The organism is Arthrobacter sp. 05L417 (genome assembly GCF_056397865.1).
The window spans coordinates 1-15,267 of sequence record NZ_JBFTOG010000028.1; the positions used below are offsets into that span (position 1 = coordinate 1).

Consider the following 15,267-nt stretch of genomic DNA (forward strand, 5'->3'; position numbering starts at 1 on the left):
CACCACCCACACCCACCAAAGGGTCCAGGATCGCTCCGGAGCAACTTTCCAAACTTACCAGACACGCTCTCCCCGCACAACTCCCGAAACCGGGAACCACGCCGGACAAAACACCATCCGCGACCCCCGGAAACCGCACCGGAACGCAAAAAAGCGAACCAGGAATTTGGTTTCCATTTGAAAGGGAGTCCGTCGCAATTTTTCCGCATCAGCGGCGGCGACTCGATCTACTTTACACACCCCAAAGACCCCACGCAAATCACGCCTCAGGCGAGCAAGAACCGCGGTAATCCGGGACAAAACAGTCGGTCGAGCGCAAAAGGAAGCCGCCGGCGTCGTAATTCGGCACTGTGTGCTGCACCACTAATCGCCAAGCCTCGAAACCCGCCGAATCCGGACACCCGACGCATCGGAGCCCGGAACCCGTCGCCTTAAACGCAAGAAGGGCCGGCAACCAAACGGTCGCCGGCCCTTCTAGTGCTTCTGGATTACCAGGAAGACTTGGTGATGCCCGGGAGCTCACCACGGTGAGCCATGTCGCGGAAGCGAACACGGGAGATACCGAACTTCTGGAAGGTACCGCGCGGGCGGCCGTCGATGATGTCGCGGTTACGCAGACGGATCGGGGAGGCGTTGCGGGGCAGCTTCTGCAGGCCGAGGCGAGCCTCTTCGCGTGCTTCGTCAGTCGCGTTGGCGTCAACCAGGGTCTTCTTCAGTTCGAGACGCTTGGCAGCGTAACGCTCAACGATGACCTTGCGCTGCTCGTTGCGAGCAATCTTGGACTTCTTAGCCATGTTTAGCGCTCCTCTCGGAATTCGACGTGCTGGCGGATCTTGGGGTCGTACTTCTTCAGGACCAGGCGGTCCGGGTCGTTACGACGGTTCTTGCGGGTCACGTAGGTGTAACCGGTTCCCGCAGTCGACTTCAGCTTGATGATCGGACGTACGTCCTTGTCCTTTGCCACTAGAGCTTCACCCCACGAGCCAGAACTTCGGCGACGACTGCGTCGATGCCGCGAACGTCGATGGTCTTGATGCCCTTGGCCGACAGGGTCAGCGTGACATTACGGCGCAGGGACGGAACCCAGTAGCGCTTCTTCTGGATGTTGGGGTCGAACCGACGCTTGTTGCGGCGGTGCGAGTGCGAAATGCTGTGTCCAAAGCCCGGCTCGGCTCCGGTCACCTGGCAGTTTGCTGCCATGACGACTCTCCTAAAAAATAAAATGAAACGGCAAGCAGAGTTCCTACTTCCCGTGCAATAGGCGACGTCCGCAACCAGTCCACACCGTTTTCGGTAGTTCCCACAGGGTGCATCCCTCGACTGAAATCAGCCAATGATCACCGCTGCGGCGAAGGTAGTGGGTCCGGACAACAGGCCGGAATACTGGGCGAATACTGGAATGCACGCAACTTGAGCCCCTAACTACCGGCCCGCGGATCTCCTGTTGTTGCCAACAGTCACCGCCAACCGGAGCAATTGCACACGCTCCGCGCCACCTAGCGCCTAATAAGTCTAGGGGCTGGGGGAAATTAAGACCAATCGCGTGTATAAGAACCAGTTCCTCAAATCATAAGCGGAGGCTAGTCCCCTCACAGGAGATCGAAAGGTTGAGAGTTCAATCTTGAGACATGAAGTCACAACTCCTCGCCTCCCCAGGCCAACGTGTGGGTGCGTCCCCGGGTCAGCCTCCAGCGCCCGAGCGGCGCAATTCCGCCAAGGGAAGGTTCGCTGCGCAGCATCGCCGACGCATGTTCCGGACGGACATGCTCACCGTTGCGCTGTGGGCTTCCCTCGCAGCGGCGCTGGCTTTGTGGCTCGCCGACGGCGGGATGTCGTCGGTCGGGAACCTCACCCAAGCGGTCACCGCCGTCGGGATCCTGGCCGGGCTTGCCGGCATGGACCTGGTCTTCCTGATGCTTCTGCTCGCGGCGCGCCTGCCTTTCGTGGACGGCGCGGTGGGGCATGACAGGGCGTTGGAATTCCACCGGAAGCTAGGCAAACCGGCACTGTACCTGTTGCTGGCGCATGGACTTCTCGTGGCAACCGGCTACGGCATGGCCGAGGGCCTGAACCCCGTGAGCGAGGCCGTTTCGCTCTGGGTGTTGGTACCCGATATGTGGTTGGCGTTCGTCTCCATGGCCTTGTTCATTGCCGTAGTGGTCACCTCGCTTGTGGCTGTTCGGCGCCGCTTTCCCTACGAATTCTGGTACTTCGTCCACCTGCTCACGTATTTGGCAGTAGCCGTCGCCTTACCGCACCAATTCAGTGTGGGCGGTTTGTTCGCCGAAGGCACCTGGCAGCGCTGGTACTGGCTGCTGCTTTACATAGGAACAGGCTCGGCGCTGGCTTGGTTCCGTATTGCCCAGCCCGTGTTAGCTACCTACCGGCACCAACTGACCGTGCGGCGCGTGGTACCCCTTGCGCCTGGCGTCTTCAGCATCGAAATGAGTGGCCTGCGATTGAATAAGTTGTCGGGAAACGGCGGCCGGTTCTTCGTCTGGCGCTTCCTTGCCCCCGGCATGTGGTGGCAGGCGCATCCGTTCAGCCTGTCGGCGGAACCGATCATGCCGCCGTCGGGCACGTCATATGGGCGGCCCGCCCAACAGCCCACCTTGCGGATCACCGTCCGGAACCTGGGTGCGGGTTCGGCCCGGCTGGCTTCGCTCAAACCGGGAACGAAGGTAGCCATCGAAGGTCCGTACGGGGTCTTCAGCACGGCAGCCCGGAGCCGGGAACACGTCGTGATGATCGGCGCAGGAATCGGAATCACGCCCCTCCGGGCGCTCCTGGAATCCACACCCTTCGCTCCCGGCCAGGCGACCGTCCTGTTGCGCGGCAGCAGCAAGGAAGAGCTATTCCTTGGCGACGAGATCCTTGAATTGTGCCGGAAGCGTGGTGCCACGCTCTTCCATCTGACTGGCCCGCGGTCCGGGAATCCTCAAAGCGCCTGGTTGCCAGCCTCTGCCGGCACCTCGCGGCTGCGCGACTTCGTACCGGCCATCACCGACGCGGATGTGTACATTTGCGGCCCATCTACTTGGGCCCGCCAGGTGCTGGCTGAGGCAAAAAGGTCCGGCGTCCGGGAGGAACAACTCCACTACGAAAGGTTTGACTGGTGAGACTCAGGGCAGGAATTTCAGCAGCGCTGGCGTCGGCCGCCATCCTCCTGGTCGGTTGGCAGGCAGGGGCGCACGTGGCGGACTCGAACGCATCGGCCGTCACGACCTCCTCCACGGGAGACACAGGCGGTACCGCTTCAGGCACGGGCTCGACGGCGAATGGAACCACCGGGAGCAGCGCTTCAGGATCGTCCTCGGGAACCGGAGCCGGCTCCAGTTCCAGCACGGGGTCGAGTTCCAGCACGGGGTCGAGTTCCAGTTCCACTCTGGGGGCCTCGGCCAAGGCAGGCGGCACCTACGCGGGCACGGCGGTGGAGACCCGATTCGGAACGGTCCAGGTCCAGGTAACCATCAAGGCCGGCGTGATCACGGATGTCACAGCCCTGCATCTGACCGACCAAGAGCAACGATCCGTCCAGATCAGCGCCAGGGCAGCACCCCTGCTCCGCTCCGAAGTGCTGAGCGCCCAGTCGGCGAACGTGCAGACCATCGGCGGGGCCACCTATACCAGCGAGGCATATTTGACATCCCTCCAGGCGGCCCTCGATGCAGCCCATTTCTAAGCCCAACGGGCCCGGACAAGACGCTGCGGAGCCCCGTCTTCGCTCCCGAACGTTCACGAGCATGGGCACCGTGGTGAGCCTCGCCATCCCAGCTGCTACAAGGACGGCTCCCCAAGCCGCGGTGGAGGAACTCGAGGCGGCCACCGCCGTCGTCGAGCAGTTGTTCACGGGGTTGGACCGGACGTTTAGCCTCTACCGTCCCGACTCGGAGGCGAGCGCGATGGCGCGGGGCGAGCTGGCCCTGAGGGACGCCTCCGTGGACATGCGCCGGCTGTATGTCGAGGCTGTCCACTGGCGCAGCCTCACGGAAGGTGCGTTCACGGCGGAACGGCCCGACGGCGTCGTGGACTTGGCCGGGATCGTCAAGGGACATGCGATACGGGAAGCCGGAACGTCGCTGCTCGCGCTGGGGCTGAAGGATTGGTGCCTCAACGCGGGCGGGGATGTCCTTGTGGCCGGTTCGCCGACGCCGGGCACTGCGCGGCCGTGGCTGGCAGGGATTATTGACCCGGAGGATCGGACGACGCTCCTGACTGCGTTTCCGCTCGGCAGCAAGGGCAAGCACGCGCTGGCGACCTCGGGAACGAGCGAACGCGGCCACCACATTTGGTCCGCGGGCCTCCAATCGGCGCGGGACCAGGGGTTCCGCCAGGTTTCAGTGGCAGCGGCCGACATCATCACGGCCGACGTCCTGGCCACGGCCATCATGGCGGGCGGTGCCGGAACGCTCACGCTGACTGCGTCGCGCTGGGACGTTGACGTGCTCGCGGTGAAGAACGACGGCGGACTGCTCGCTACGCCGGGTTTCCGGAAACTTGCCGCTCAGCCCAGTTAGGGCCGGGTGAGCTGCGGGTACTTCGGGCTAAGGCCGTCACCTGAAGACTTGCCCGTAACGCGGCGGACCACCCACGGGGCGGCATGTTCACGGGCCCAACGCGCGTTGGCCCACAACGCTTCCGCCCGAGCAAGCTGGGGTTGCGTGACAGGAGGAGGGACTTCAAGGGAACCTTCGTGCTCCAGGACGGCCAGGACACGGTTGGCCATGTTGATGTGGCCAGCAGTGGACATGTGCATCCGGTCCTGCGCCCACATGTGCCAGTCGTGGTATTCGCTGAAGCGCCAATAGTCCACCAGCAGCGCACCGTGGTTTTCAGCGATTTCCCGCACCAGCTCGTTGTAGATCGCGGTGCGTCCGCGCATGGTGCCGAAAACCTTGGAACTGCGGGCGTCGAAACCGGTAAAGAGAAGCAACGTGGCGCCGGTAGCGCTTAGCTTCTCGATGCCGGCTTCGTAGTCCTCCATGAGCCTGTCGATATCGACTTTGGGTCGGAAGATGTCGTTCGCTCCCGCGTACAGGGTCACCAGCGTCGGTTGAAGCGCGACAGCGGAGTCCACCTGTTCTGCCATGACTTGCCGGAGCTTCTTGCCGCGGATGGCCAGGTTGGCGTAGCCGAAATTGTCGTTGCTTTGTGCCAATTGATGGGCGACGAGGTCCGCCCATCCCCTGACTCCGTTGGGGCGCGATGGGTCAGCGTCGCCAAGTCCTTCGGTGAAAGAGTCACCCAATGCCACATACCGGGCAGAAAAATCCATGGCGCCAGTCTTTCATCCGTGCGGGGCGGCCGTCACGCGCGGTGGCGGCTGCTCAGGGCGCGGCCATCGTAAGCGTCGCCGCCAGCCGGCGCCCGCAGCCGCCCGCCCGCGGTTTGGCGGCCGGCGCGAGGCTTAGCGTTCGCGCAGGATCCAGTGGTCGTCGTCCAGCCGGGCCACGATCTTCTCGCCGATCCGCGCGAGGTCCGCAACGTCGTCGTCGGTCATGGCGTCCAACATCAAGGCACGGACCGCATCCACATGCCCCGGGGCGAGGGACACGATGGTGTCCATGCCTGCCTCCGTCAGGTGCGCCACAGTGACGCGTGCATCGCCCGGATGGGCCTCACGCTCCACCCAACCGCGTCTCTGCAGCTTGGTGACGACGTGCGACAACCTCGACAAGGAAGCACTGGTGCGGGCGGCAAGCTCACTCATCGGCAGGAAACGCCCCTCCGCTTCGGACAGCATGGCGAGCACGTTGTAGTCGAACAGCGACAATTTGCCGGCCGCTTGCAGTTGGGTGTCCAGGGCTGCGGGCAGAAGGGTGTTGATGCTCAGGAGGGCCAGCCAGGCACGGCGTTCGTCGGCATTGAGCCAGCGCGGTTCGGTCATGGATTCATCTTAGAAGGAAATCAATGCTTGACACTTCAACTTAAGATCATTACTGTTTTAGTTGAAGCTTCAACTAAATGAACATGAACTAATCATGGGCACTCGAGCAAAGGAAACAACAATGGCTGACATCACCATCATCGGTACCGGCAACATGGCGTCCGGCATTGCGGCCCGCGCGGCGACGGCAGGCAAAAGCGTCCAGGTCCTGAGCCGCGACGCCGGCTCTGCTGCTGCACTGGCGGCGACGGTCAACGGAACCTCCGGCATCACGGGGTCTCCGGTGGAAGGCAGCATCGTGGTTCTGGCCACTCCGTTCGAGGCCTCCAAAGAAGTCCTTTCTTCCTATGGCTCAGCGCTCAACGGCAAGACGATCGTGGACATCTCCAACCCCGTGAACTTCGAGACCTTCGATTCCCTCACCGTTCCCGCCGGGACCTCGGCCGCCGAAGAACTGCAGGCCTTGGTCCCCGGCGCATCGGTAGTGAAGGCCTTCAACACCGTCTTCGCCGCCACGCTCGCGGAGGGCGAAGTGGACGGCCAGACCCTCGATGTACTCGTGGCGGGCGACGACACCGAGGCGACGGCCGCCGTCGTCGACTTCGTCAAAGGTGCCGGGCTGCGTCCGGTGAACGTCGGACCGCTGCGCCGATCGCGTGAGCTGGAAGCCTTCCAGTTGCTCGTCATGACGCTCCAGATCAGCGACACTCACCCCGACTTCAACTGGAACTCTGCAGTCAAGCTGCTGCCGTAAGGTCTTCTGGTTTCGGAGGGCGGCCCGTTGCGGCCGCCCTCCGCGTTGTAGGCTGGGCGGCATGTTCGTCGTTTCGCTGACATACAAAGTTCCTGACGAGATCGTCGATTTCCACCGCCCCGCACACATGGATTGGGTCAAAGAAGCGTTCGACGCCGGCACTTTCCTTGCATCCGGACGTCGCGTTCCAGCCATCGGGGGTGTGCTGTTGTCCAACGTCGATCGTGCGACACTGGACGCTTCCCTGGCGACGGATCCGTTCTACGTCAACGGGGTAGCCGACTTCGAGATCATCGAATTCACGGTCACCAGCGCATCTGCGGGGTTCGAAAACCTGCTGGACTAGTCGGGTTACAGCTCCGGGGCGTCACGCAGAGCACACCGCCGCCAAAAAGTTGTCAGGCGTGACGCTGACCCCTTCAAAGCCTGGCTGGCTCAGGGGACGCGCCCAGTCGCTCCGGCAAGACCACCGGCATAAGGGCCGGCCAGCGGGCGCTCAGGTGATCCCCGCTCGACACTCCCCTGAAGCGACGCGAAAGCCACGGCGCCACGTCGCGCCTGAGCCACGCGGCGTCGTCGGCCATTTTCTCGGCGCGGCCCCGCGGCTGCAGCGGCCCGAGCCCCGGAGAGCCCAGCGAGTGCGCGGCACCCAACACCTCCAGGACTTTCTTGGCCATGTATTCGTGTCCGATGCCGGACATGTGCAGCCGGTCCAGAGCCCACATCCGGCGGTCCTGGTACTTTTCGAAGCACCAATGGTCCACCAGAAGCGTTCCGTAGGCTGCGGAAATGCGCCGGATGTGCTTGTTGAAAACCGCCGTGCGCAGCTTGAGCGGCTCCAACACCGGCGAGAGCGGCACGTTGTACTCGGTGAACAGGAGGACCTGGGAACCACTTTGGGCGATCCGGGCAACGGCGTCCTCGAATCCACGGACCAGTGTGCGCATGTCCAGCCGTGCGCCGAGGAGATCGTTGCCGCCGGCGTGGAAACTGACCAGCGTGGGAGCCATCGCGAGTCCCGGCTCAAGTTGTTCAGCCACGATCTGCTTGAGGCGACGGCCCCGGAGGGCCAGGTTGGCGTACTGCGTCTGCGGCCGGTGCCTGGCCAGTTCCTCGGCCACACGGTCGGCCCAGCCGCGGCAGTCGTTGGGCAGACGAAGGTCGGTGTCGCCGACACCTTCAGTGAACGAATCTCCGACGGCGACGAATCGCAGCGGTGTATGCATGGCCATGGTCATGTCCCCCCGTTGTTTTGAGCCTTGCCTTGTGCGTTGCTTCCGGCGTGAGCCGAGCCCGCAGCGGCGGCTTGGCGTTCCGCGAGTTTTCGCAGCCCGGCCTTCCGTGGCACTTTCACGGGCTCCGGCCAGCGTGGGCCAAGGCTGTCCCCGAGCGTGACACCGCGAAGCTTCCGGCCGAACAAGGGCAGCACCCAGTCGTTCACCCAGCGGCGTTGACGCCGTACCCAATCGCGCAACCTGAGCCGTTGCGGCGGTTCCCAGTCCTTGGGCGAGAACTTATGCGGTACGCCGAGGTGATCAAGTACCTGCGCCGCCATGTATTTGTGCCCGGCTTTGGACATGTGGAGGCGGTCCGAGGCCCACATCCGGCGGTCGTGGTAAGCGTCAAGGCACCAATAATCCACCAGCACGGCCCCGTACTTGGCGGCCAGTTCGCGGACGCGCTCGTTGTAGAGGGCATTCCGCTTCTTGAAGGGTTCCAGCACGGCCGAGACCTTGACGTCGTACCCCGTGAACAAGACCAAGGTGGCTCCCGTGGCTGCGAGGCGGCCCACGAGTCTTTCGTACTCGGCCATGAGCAGGTCCATGTCCGTGCCGAAGTCCAGGATGTCGTTGCCGCCAGCGTAAAGCGTGATGAGAGTGGGTTCCATGGCCAACGCACGGTCCAATTGCTCTTCGACGATATGGCGGAGCCGCTTGCTCCGCACGGCAAGATTGGCGTACTCCCAGCCCGGTTCGGCCTTGGCCAGTTTCTCGGCGACGCGGTCGGCCCAGCCCCGGACGCCGTTCGGTAGGGCCTCGTTCCGGTCCCCCACGCCCTCGGTGAAGGAATCGCCCAAGGCAACAAACCGCCGTCGTCCGTTCTGGTCAGCATCAAGCACGTTCCCAGCCACGACGCCAGCGTAGCCCCGCCCGGTTGCCCGCCGGCAAAGCCCAGGTTAATTCGACGCTCGCTCACCTATAGCGCCTTTCGGCCGGACGCTCGCTCACCTGTGCTGTGAGCGAGCGTTCCCGCTTTCGGCCGCATACGTGAGCGAGCGTCGGAGAAAAGGCCGATATACGTGAGCGAGCGTCGGAGGGGCGGGTCAGAGTTCGGCTTTCCCCTTGCGCCAGTAGCCCATGAACGCCACCTGCTTCCGGTCGATCCCCACATCCCGGACAAGATACCGGCGTAGCTCTTTGATGACCCCTGCCTCGCCTGCTATCCAGGCGTAGAACGGCAAAGCGCCAGCGGGAAGGCCCGGGTTGCGGCTCGCTTCGATCGCGGCCGTGTCCATCCGCAGCGGCGTTTCCCACAAGATGTCCTGGTCAACGTTGACGTCTTCGGGTTCAGGGCCGGCGGCGCCGTCGAGCGAGACGATGCCAACCCACCCCGGGACGGGTACAGCTCCGCGGACGGCTTCCTTGAGCAACTCACCGTGGGGTCGGGACCGGCCGAGCGCCGCGCCGCGCGCGAGCCAGGTGATTTGGATGTCGGCGTCTGTGGCGAGGTCTTGGAAATCGCCGGCCTCGGGCACCTCAAGGAAGGCATGCCCTGTGATTTCCGCGGGCAGGGACTCCAGGATCGCGCCGATGGCGGGGACTGCTGTTTCGTCGCCGGCAAGGAGGACCCGTTGCGCCAAGCCGGGACGCCATTCGATGCCGGAGTATGTTTCAGCGGTGACGCAGTGGGCTGCCCGGTTGTTAGGGCCGATGATGGTGATCGAATCCCCCGGTTTCGCGGCGAGCGCCCAGTTGGCCGCAGGGCCGCCTGTCAGGTGAGCCGCACCGCCGTCGACGCCGGGCCGCGCCGCGCCGCCGCTAGCGCCGCGGGTGCCACCACCACCGCCGCCGTCGTCGTCGTCGAAGTGCATCACGAAGTCGACGTCGATTTCCGGGTGAACGGCGTCGAGCCTCTCGTTCCGCACCGTGTAGGTCCGCATCGATCCGCGCACCGCGGAATCCATCGCCAACCACTCTTGGTACCAACCGGCGTCGCCCGTGTTGAAGGCGGGCAACGGCAGTGGGCGACTGTCGCCGTCGAGCGAGGGAATCATGAGTTTGATGCGCAGGTCCAGGGTGTCCCCCGAAACCCCGAATCCGCGCAGGCAATATCCCCCGAAGGTGATGCGCCGGAAATTGGGCCCTAGATCCTCGACGGCGGTGACAGTGACGTCGAAGGCCAGGGTCATCGGCTCCGTGATGGCGTTCCGCACAGCGGCGTCTGCGTTCATGATGCGAACTCCAATTCGAGGGGTGTTGCGGGAGCGGCGGTGTGGTGGCGGCCGATCGGGAGAATGAGCGGGGTGCCCGAAATTGGATCCGGAACCACCCGGGCCTCCAAGCCAAAAACTTCGCGAACCAGGTCCTCGGTGACCACTGCGAGTGCGGGCCCTTCGGCGACGATTGCCCCTGCCTTCATGGCGATGACGTGGTCCGCGTAGCGCGCGGCCAGGTTGAGGTCGTGCAACACGATGGCCACGGTGGTTCCGCGGCTGCGGTTAAGATCGGTGACCAGGTCCAGCACCTCCACTTGGTGTGCCAGGTCAAGGTAGGTGGTGGGCTCGTCGAGGAGCAGGACGTCCGTCTCCTGTGCCAGGGCCATGGCGATCCATACCCTTTGGCGTTGCCCGCCGGACAATTCATCGATGTTCCGTTCAGCAAGCTCAAGAGTAGAAGTGGTCTCGAGTGCGCGCTGTACCGCGAGATCATGCAACGACAGGTCACCAGTCCTCCAACTGCGGAAGAATCCTTGGTGCGGATACCGTCCGCGGCCCACGAGTTCGCGGACGGTGATGCCGTCCGGGGCAAGGGGGTGTTGCGGAAGGAGGCCGAGCGTGCGGGCGAGTTCGCGGGCCGGGCGGGAGTGGATGTCCTTGCCATCCAAGGTGACGACGCCGGTGCTCGGCTTCAAGAGCCTGGAGAGCCCTCGGAGCAAGGTGGATTTTCCGCAGGCGTTGGCGCCCACGATCATGGTCACTTTGCCTTCGGGGATATGCGTCGAGAGTCCTTCGACCACCCTTCGCTGCTCGTATTGGAGCGTCAAGCCGCGTGCGCTCAGTTGTGCCATGTCAGGCTTCCTTTCGGTTGGACGTGGCCAGGAGCCACAGCAGGAATGGAGCACCGAGGGCGCCGGTAATGACGCCGACCGGCAGGACGGTACCGGCCAGAATCAGGGGTGCCACGTTGTACGCGAAATAGTCGGCCGCGAGGACGATCAAGGCGCCAGTGAACGCCGACGCCGGGAGGCTGGGCCACCCGACAACCCGCCGCGCGATCGGCCCGGCAAGGAAGGCGACGAAGGCAACCGGCCCGGCAGCCGCCGTCGCCACTGCTGCGAGCGCGACGGCGGTGATCACCAGTCCGAAACGTACGGCGTTCACGCGGATTCCCAGTCCGGCCGCGGCGTCGTCCCCGAGTTCGAGCATGCGCAGCGGTCCGGCGAGGAAGGCTAGGGCGGGAACGAGCACCGCGAGCGAAGCGAGGAGGACGCCCACGCGCTCCCAATTGGCTGAATTCAGGGAACCGTTGAGCCAAATGAGGGCCTCGGAGGCTGTCCGGATGTCCGCCCGGGTCATGAGGAAGTTCACCACCGCCCCCAATGCGGCGGCGATACCTACTCCGGCGAGGATCAGTCGATTGCCTGCCGCGTTCGCGCGCCGGCTGCCCGAGCCGCCGCGCGAAATGGCGTAGATGACAACAGCGACGCCGATCGCACCAGCGAGCGCGGCTGCGGACACGGCGGCACCGGATGCGCCGAACACGACAATGGCCAGGACCGCCGCAGCGCTCGCACCGTAACTGATGCCGATGACGTCGGGGCTTGCGAGCGGGTTGCGGAGCATGGTCTGGAAGAGCCCGCCCGAGAGGCCGAACGCGACACCGATCAAGATTCCGAGCACGGCCCTTGGCAGTTTGTTCTCCATGACGATGAAGCTTGCGCCCGGGATCTTCTCGCCGCCCGCCAGCTGGACCGCAATTATCCTGAAGAAATCGGGGATGGTGACCGTGTAGCTGCCAAGGAGCACCGTCACCGCAAAGAGGATGACGACGCCGGCGCCCAGGAGTGCGGTCCTGCTGCGGGGGTTCATAGCGAGGCCCCCTTGCCCCGGCGGACGAGCCACACGAAGACGGGAGCACCGACGATGGCCGTCATGATGCCCGCGGGAACTTCGCCCGGCAGCAGCACCACGCGGCCGATCACGTCCGAAACCAGCAGGAGTGCCGGTGCGAGAACCATCGAGAACGGCAGGATCCAGCGGTAGTCCGGGCCCGTAAAGAAGCGCACGGCATGTGGAACCACGAGTCCGACGAATCCGATGGGACCAGCCAACGCCGTGGCCGATCCGCAGAGCAGCACGATTCCGAGCGCGGTGACGCCCCTGGCCAGCACCACATTCTGGCCGAGTCCGCGGGCAACGTCGTCACCGAGGGCCAGGCTGTTGAGGATCCGGCCGCTGCCCAGCACGATCAACGCCCCAAGCAGCAGGAACGGCAGCCCGGTCAACACCACCGACCAGTCGTTGCCGGCGATTCCACCCACCTGCCAGAAACGGAAGCGGTCCAGGGTGTCCTGGCTCGAAACCAGGATGACGTTCATCAACGAGTAGAGTCCCGCGCTCAGCGCCGCCCCCGCTAAAGCGAGCTTCACCGGCGTCGCACCGTCCCGTCCCATCAACGCAATCAGATAGACGACGACGGCGGCCGCCGCGGCACCGACGAAAGCGAACCAGATGTAGCCGCTCGCCCCCGAGATACCGAAAAGGTAGATCCCGGCGACCACGGCCAGTGCCGCCCCCGCGTTGACGCCCATGATGCCCGGGTCGGCCAGGGGGTTCCGGGAGACTCCCTGCATCGCGGCGCCCGCAAGGCCGAGGGCAGCTCCCGCGACGAGGCCGAGCACCGTGCGTGGAATGCGGGTGTGGACCACCGCGTGGTTGCCGTCATCGGGATTGAACTGTGTGAGTGCCTGCCAGACGGTTTCAATGGACATGTCCCTGGCACCGATCGCGAGCGAGGCCGCACAGACAAGCGCAAGCACGACGACGGCGGCCACCAGCCAGGTGGCGCGGTTGCCGCGTCCCCGGCCCCCGACGTCGGGCCCGGCCTTCGCGCGAACTGGCAGGTGTTGCCCTTTGGAGGCGATTTGACGGTCATGAGCTGCCAGTTCGCGCGCAGTTCCGCCCGCGGAAGGTGGGCCCGCCGTCGTCGTGCTCTGTGTCATGTCAGGCGTATCGCTACTTGGCGGCCGCGTCGGCGCCCTTGGCGAGCTGGGGCAGGAACATGTCCAGTGCCCACGGCAGGCTCAGGGGCGAGGATGCGGAGATCGCCAGGGTGAGGGTGTTGTCGGAGTCGGCGACCAGGGCGCCCTTCTTGATGGCGGGGATCTGGCCCAGCAGGGGGTCCTGCATGATTTGGTCAGTGGTTTTGGAATCCGGTACCCAGGTCACGAAGACGTCCGAGGAAAGCTCGTTGGCCTTTTCGGCGGACCACGGAACGAAAAATTCCTTGGAGCCCTTGCTGGCGTTCTGCACCACGGGGGCGAGCGTCATGCCGATTTCGGAGAGGAAACGCGGTCGGTTGTCGTTGGCTGTGTAGACGTTGACGCCGTCGCCCTTCGCAGGCTCAAGGTTGCCGTAGATGAACGACTTGCCGGCGAGCTGCGGGAACGCGGAAACCTTGTTCTTGATGGTAGCTTCAGTGTCCGAGACGAGCTTGGCTGCCTCCGGGGTTTTTCCGAGGGCCTTGCCGATGATGGTGGTCGCATCCTGCCACGACGTGCCATACGCGAGTTCGGGCTGCGCCACCACGGGGGCAATTTCGGAGAGCTTCTTGTAGTCCGCCTCGGTCAGGCCGGAATAGGCGGCAAGGATGACGTCCGGTGCCAGCTTGGCGATCTCCGTGAAGTTGATGCCGTCGGCCTCGGAGAACTGGGCTGGCGCCTTCGCGGTGCCAAAGCCGGCACCCAACTTCTCAAGCGCGGCGTCCTTCCAGGGGGTGGAACCCTTGCCGTTGTTGCCCCATTCGTTTTTCGGGACCCCGACGGGCACGACGCCGAGAGCCAAGGCGACGTCGTCGTTGACCCACGAGACGGTTACCACGCGTTGCGGTTGCGACTTGATGGTGGTCTCACCGAAGACGTTCTTGATAGTGACCGGGAACTGGCCGCTGGAGGCCGGCGTTGTCGCAGAACTGGCGGTTGTTGAGCCGGTCGAGCAAGCGGTGAGTGACAGTGCGACGGCGGCAAGGGCTGCGGTCGCTGCACCTGCGGTCTTCAGCAGGGCACGGCGTGAGGGGCGGGAAGCCACGGGACTCCTTAGGTAAGTGATGCAAACCTAAGTAAGGCTAGCCTACCCTTCGAATAATTACGAAACGTTTGCGTCGCGTAATTCGCTTCGCTTGGACCCCCCGATGCTCGCTCACGTATCGCGGCCAAAACGCGGACGCTCCCTCACATCTAGTGAGCGACCGTCGTCAGTAAATGCCCCAAAAGTGAGCGGGCGTCAGGGCTCGCCGCGACTAGAACGCACGGGATCCTTTGGACACCGGGTACCGCATTTGCAAAGATGACAGAGCCGGTTGATTCAACGAACTGGCCAGGGCCGTGAAAGCGGCGAAGATCGAGAGGATGAGCATGCGCACTACACACGTTGGCACTGCCATGGTTGGCGAGGTGGCCGTTTTGGCCTGCTTTGCAGCCCCCTCTACGTCGGCCATCCCGCTCGGCGGTCAGGGGAACTAACCCCGCCGTCCCTGCACTAGAAGCACGCTAAGGTTCCTTTGCCGTGCCCTCGGATCGCCAGACGCCAGCGTCCTTGCTCTTCGGAGCCCACACGATCTGAAAGAACTTTGCCGTGCAGAAAATCACCGCTCAACAAATCCGTTCCTCATTCATCAATGCGAGCCGCTCGGAGGCCGCCAAACTCAGCCTCCCGAAGGACTTTGATTCCCTCGACTGGGCCAACCTCGAATTCCTTGGCTGGCGCGACGAAAAGATGCCCATGCGGGGCTACCTCGTCCTCCCGAACGATGATTCCCTCACTGGCATCATGCTGCGCGCACCCGAGGGAGGCTCCGACAGGAAGCGCTCGGTCCTTTGCGAACTGTGCCGCGACGTGTTTTCCAAGGACGATGTCTATCTTTGGGTTGCCAAGCGCGCGGGCCAATCGGGTCGCGACGGCAACACCGTGGGGACGTTGATCTGTGCAGAATTCGGCTGCTGCGCCAACGTCCGGAAGGAGCCCCCGGCGAATGAGATCAATCCCGACCCGGCCGCCGTCGTCATTCGCCAAATCGCCGGGCTACAGTCCCGGACCGCCAAGTTCCTGGGGCGGGTCCAAGGAAAGTAGCCGGTCCGCCGGAAACCGGAGATAGGTGAGCGAGCGTCCCGGGGAAACCCGACATAGGTG

General features: G+C 64.2%; 18 protein-coding genes. 6 read left to right on the plus strand and 12 right to left on the minus strand.

Annotation, left to right across the window (positions count from 1 at the left end):
* Window positions 1-488 precede the first annotated feature (488 nt).
* Genes rpsN through rpmB form a run of 3 tightly spaced genes read right to left on the minus strand, consistent with a single transcriptional unit; the run spans window position 489 to window position 1,200 of the window.
* On the minus strand, window positions 489-794 hold the full coding sequence (rpsN, locus tag AC1DJW_RS18005) for a 30S ribosomal protein S14 (RefSeq protein WP_028267656.1): 306 nt from the start codon (window positions 792-794) through the stop codon (window positions 489-491).
* A 2-nt stretch (window positions 795-796) separates the two neighbouring features.
* Window positions 797-964 (minus strand): 50S ribosomal protein L33, encoded by a 168-nt coding sequence (gene rpmG, locus AC1DJW_RS18010; protein WP_003798558.1) that lies wholly within the window; start codon window positions 962-964, stop codon window positions 797-799.
* Window positions 964-1,200, minus strand: a complete 237-nt coding sequence (gene rpmB / locus AC1DJW_RS18015; protein ID WP_078107326.1) for a 50S ribosomal protein L28 — start codon at window positions 1,198-1,200, stop codon at window positions 964-966. The genes rpmG and rpmB overlap by 1 nt, the downstream gene beginning before the upstream one ends.
* Before the next feature lie 428 nt (window positions 1,201-1,628).
* On the opposite strand from rpmB, the gene AC1DJW_RS18020 reads away from it, so the two are divergent.
* Genes AC1DJW_RS18020 through AC1DJW_RS18030 form a run of 3 tightly spaced genes read left to right on the plus strand, consistent with a single transcriptional unit; the run spans window position 1,629 to window position 4,517 of the window.
* Window positions 1,629-3,119 carry a ferredoxin reductase family protein gene (locus AC1DJW_RS18020; RefSeq protein WP_476902079.1) on the plus strand — a complete coding sequence of 497 codons (1,491 nt, stop codon included), beginning with the start codon at window positions 1,629-1,631 and terminating at the stop codon, window positions 3,117-3,119.
* On the plus strand, window positions 3,116-3,682 hold the full coding sequence (locus AC1DJW_RS18025) for an FMN-binding protein (protein WP_284755725.1): 567 nt from the start codon (window positions 3,116-3,118) through the stop codon (window positions 3,680-3,682). Before AC1DJW_RS18020 ends, AC1DJW_RS18025 begins: the two co-directional genes overlap by 4 nt.
* The gene (locus tag AC1DJW_RS18030; protein ID WP_476902080.1) at window positions 3,666-4,517 is read left to right on the plus strand and encodes an FAD:protein FMN transferase; all 852 of its coding nucleotides are present in this window, start codon (window positions 3,666-3,668) and stop codon (window positions 4,515-4,517) included. Before AC1DJW_RS18025 ends, AC1DJW_RS18030 begins: the two co-directional genes overlap by 17 nt.
* On the opposite strand, the gene AC1DJW_RS18035 is transcribed toward AC1DJW_RS18030, so the two are convergent.
* Both AC1DJW_RS18035 and AC1DJW_RS18040 read right to left on the minus strand, forming a co-directional pair.
* Window positions 4,514-5,275 carry an SGNH/GDSL hydrolase family protein gene (locus tag AC1DJW_RS18035; protein ID WP_284755727.1) on the minus strand — a complete coding sequence of 254 codons (762 nt, stop codon included), beginning with the start codon at window positions 5,273-5,275 and terminating at the stop codon, window positions 4,514-4,516. The genes AC1DJW_RS18030 and AC1DJW_RS18035 overlap by 4 nt on opposite strands.
* A 132-nt stretch (window positions 5,276-5,407) precedes the next feature.
* Complete coding sequence (locus AC1DJW_RS18040; protein WP_234754501.1) at window positions 5,408-5,887, minus strand: MarR family winged helix-turn-helix transcriptional regulator; 480 nt, start codon at window positions 5,885-5,887, stop codon at window positions 5,408-5,410.
* Between the two features lie 121 nt (window positions 5,888-6,008).
* Here AC1DJW_RS18040 and AC1DJW_RS18045 point away from each other — a divergent pair, with 121 nt between their 5' ends.
* Window positions 6,009-6,641, plus strand: a complete 633-nt coding sequence (locus AC1DJW_RS18045) for an NADPH-dependent F420 reductase (protein ID WP_476902081.1) — start codon at window positions 6,009-6,011, stop codon at window positions 6,639-6,641.
* Between the two features lie 61 nt (window positions 6,642-6,702).
* Window positions 6,703-6,987: a YciI family protein gene (locus AC1DJW_RS18050; protein ID WP_284755731.1), complete on the plus strand. Its 285-nt coding sequence runs from the start codon at window positions 6,703-6,705 to the stop codon at window positions 6,985-6,987.
* A gap of 73 nt (window positions 6,988-7,060) precedes the next feature.
* Here AC1DJW_RS18050 and AC1DJW_RS18055 read toward each other — a convergent pair whose 3' ends face one another.
* From AC1DJW_RS18055 to AC1DJW_RS18085, 7 genes are all read right to left on the minus strand, one after another.
* Window positions 7,061-7,873: an SGNH/GDSL hydrolase family protein gene (locus AC1DJW_RS18055; RefSeq protein WP_350225173.1), complete on the minus strand. Its 813-nt coding sequence runs from the start codon at window positions 7,871-7,873 to the stop codon at window positions 7,061-7,063.
* Window positions 7,874-7,875: 2 nt separating this feature from the next.
* Window positions 7,876-8,772, minus strand: a complete 897-nt coding sequence (locus tag AC1DJW_RS18060) for an SGNH/GDSL hydrolase family protein (protein WP_476902082.1) — start codon at window positions 8,770-8,772, stop codon at window positions 7,876-7,878.
* A gap of 192 nt (window positions 8,773-8,964) precedes the next feature.
* Window positions 8,965-10,092, minus strand: coding sequence for a siderophore-interacting protein (locus tag AC1DJW_RS18065; RefSeq protein ID WP_476902083.1), 1,128 nt, complete (start codon window positions 10,090-10,092; stop codon window positions 8,965-8,967).
* The gene (locus AC1DJW_RS18070) at window positions 10,089-10,928 is read right to left on the minus strand and encodes an ABC transporter ATP-binding protein (protein WP_284755736.1); all 840 of its coding nucleotides are present in this window, start codon (window positions 10,926-10,928) and stop codon (window positions 10,089-10,091) included. Before AC1DJW_RS18070 ends, AC1DJW_RS18065 begins: the two co-directional genes overlap by 4 nt.
* 1 nt (window position 10,929) lies before the next feature.
* Window positions 10,930-11,949 (minus strand): FecCD family ABC transporter permease, encoded by a 1,020-nt coding sequence (locus tag AC1DJW_RS18075; protein WP_476902084.1) that lies wholly within the window; start codon window positions 11,947-11,949, stop codon window positions 10,930-10,932.
* A complete protein-coding gene (locus AC1DJW_RS18080; RefSeq protein WP_284755738.1) occupies window positions 11,946-13,082 on the minus strand; it encodes a FecCD family ABC transporter permease in 1,137 nt (378 codons plus the stop codon). Before AC1DJW_RS18080 ends, AC1DJW_RS18075 begins: the two co-directional genes overlap by 4 nt.
* Before the next feature lie 13 nt (window positions 13,083-13,095).
* Window positions 13,096-14,166 (minus strand): iron-siderophore ABC transporter substrate-binding protein, encoded by a 1,071-nt coding sequence (locus AC1DJW_RS18085; protein ID WP_459342701.1) that lies wholly within the window; start codon window positions 14,164-14,166, stop codon window positions 13,096-13,098.
* 546 nt (window positions 14,167-14,712) lie between these two features.
* Here AC1DJW_RS18085 and AC1DJW_RS18090 point away from each other — a divergent pair.
* Entirely contained in the window at window positions 14,713-15,207 is a 495-nt protein-coding gene (locus tag AC1DJW_RS18090) for an FBP domain-containing protein (protein ID WP_476902085.1), read from the plus strand.
* Window positions 15,208-15,267: the final 60 nt, after the last annotated feature.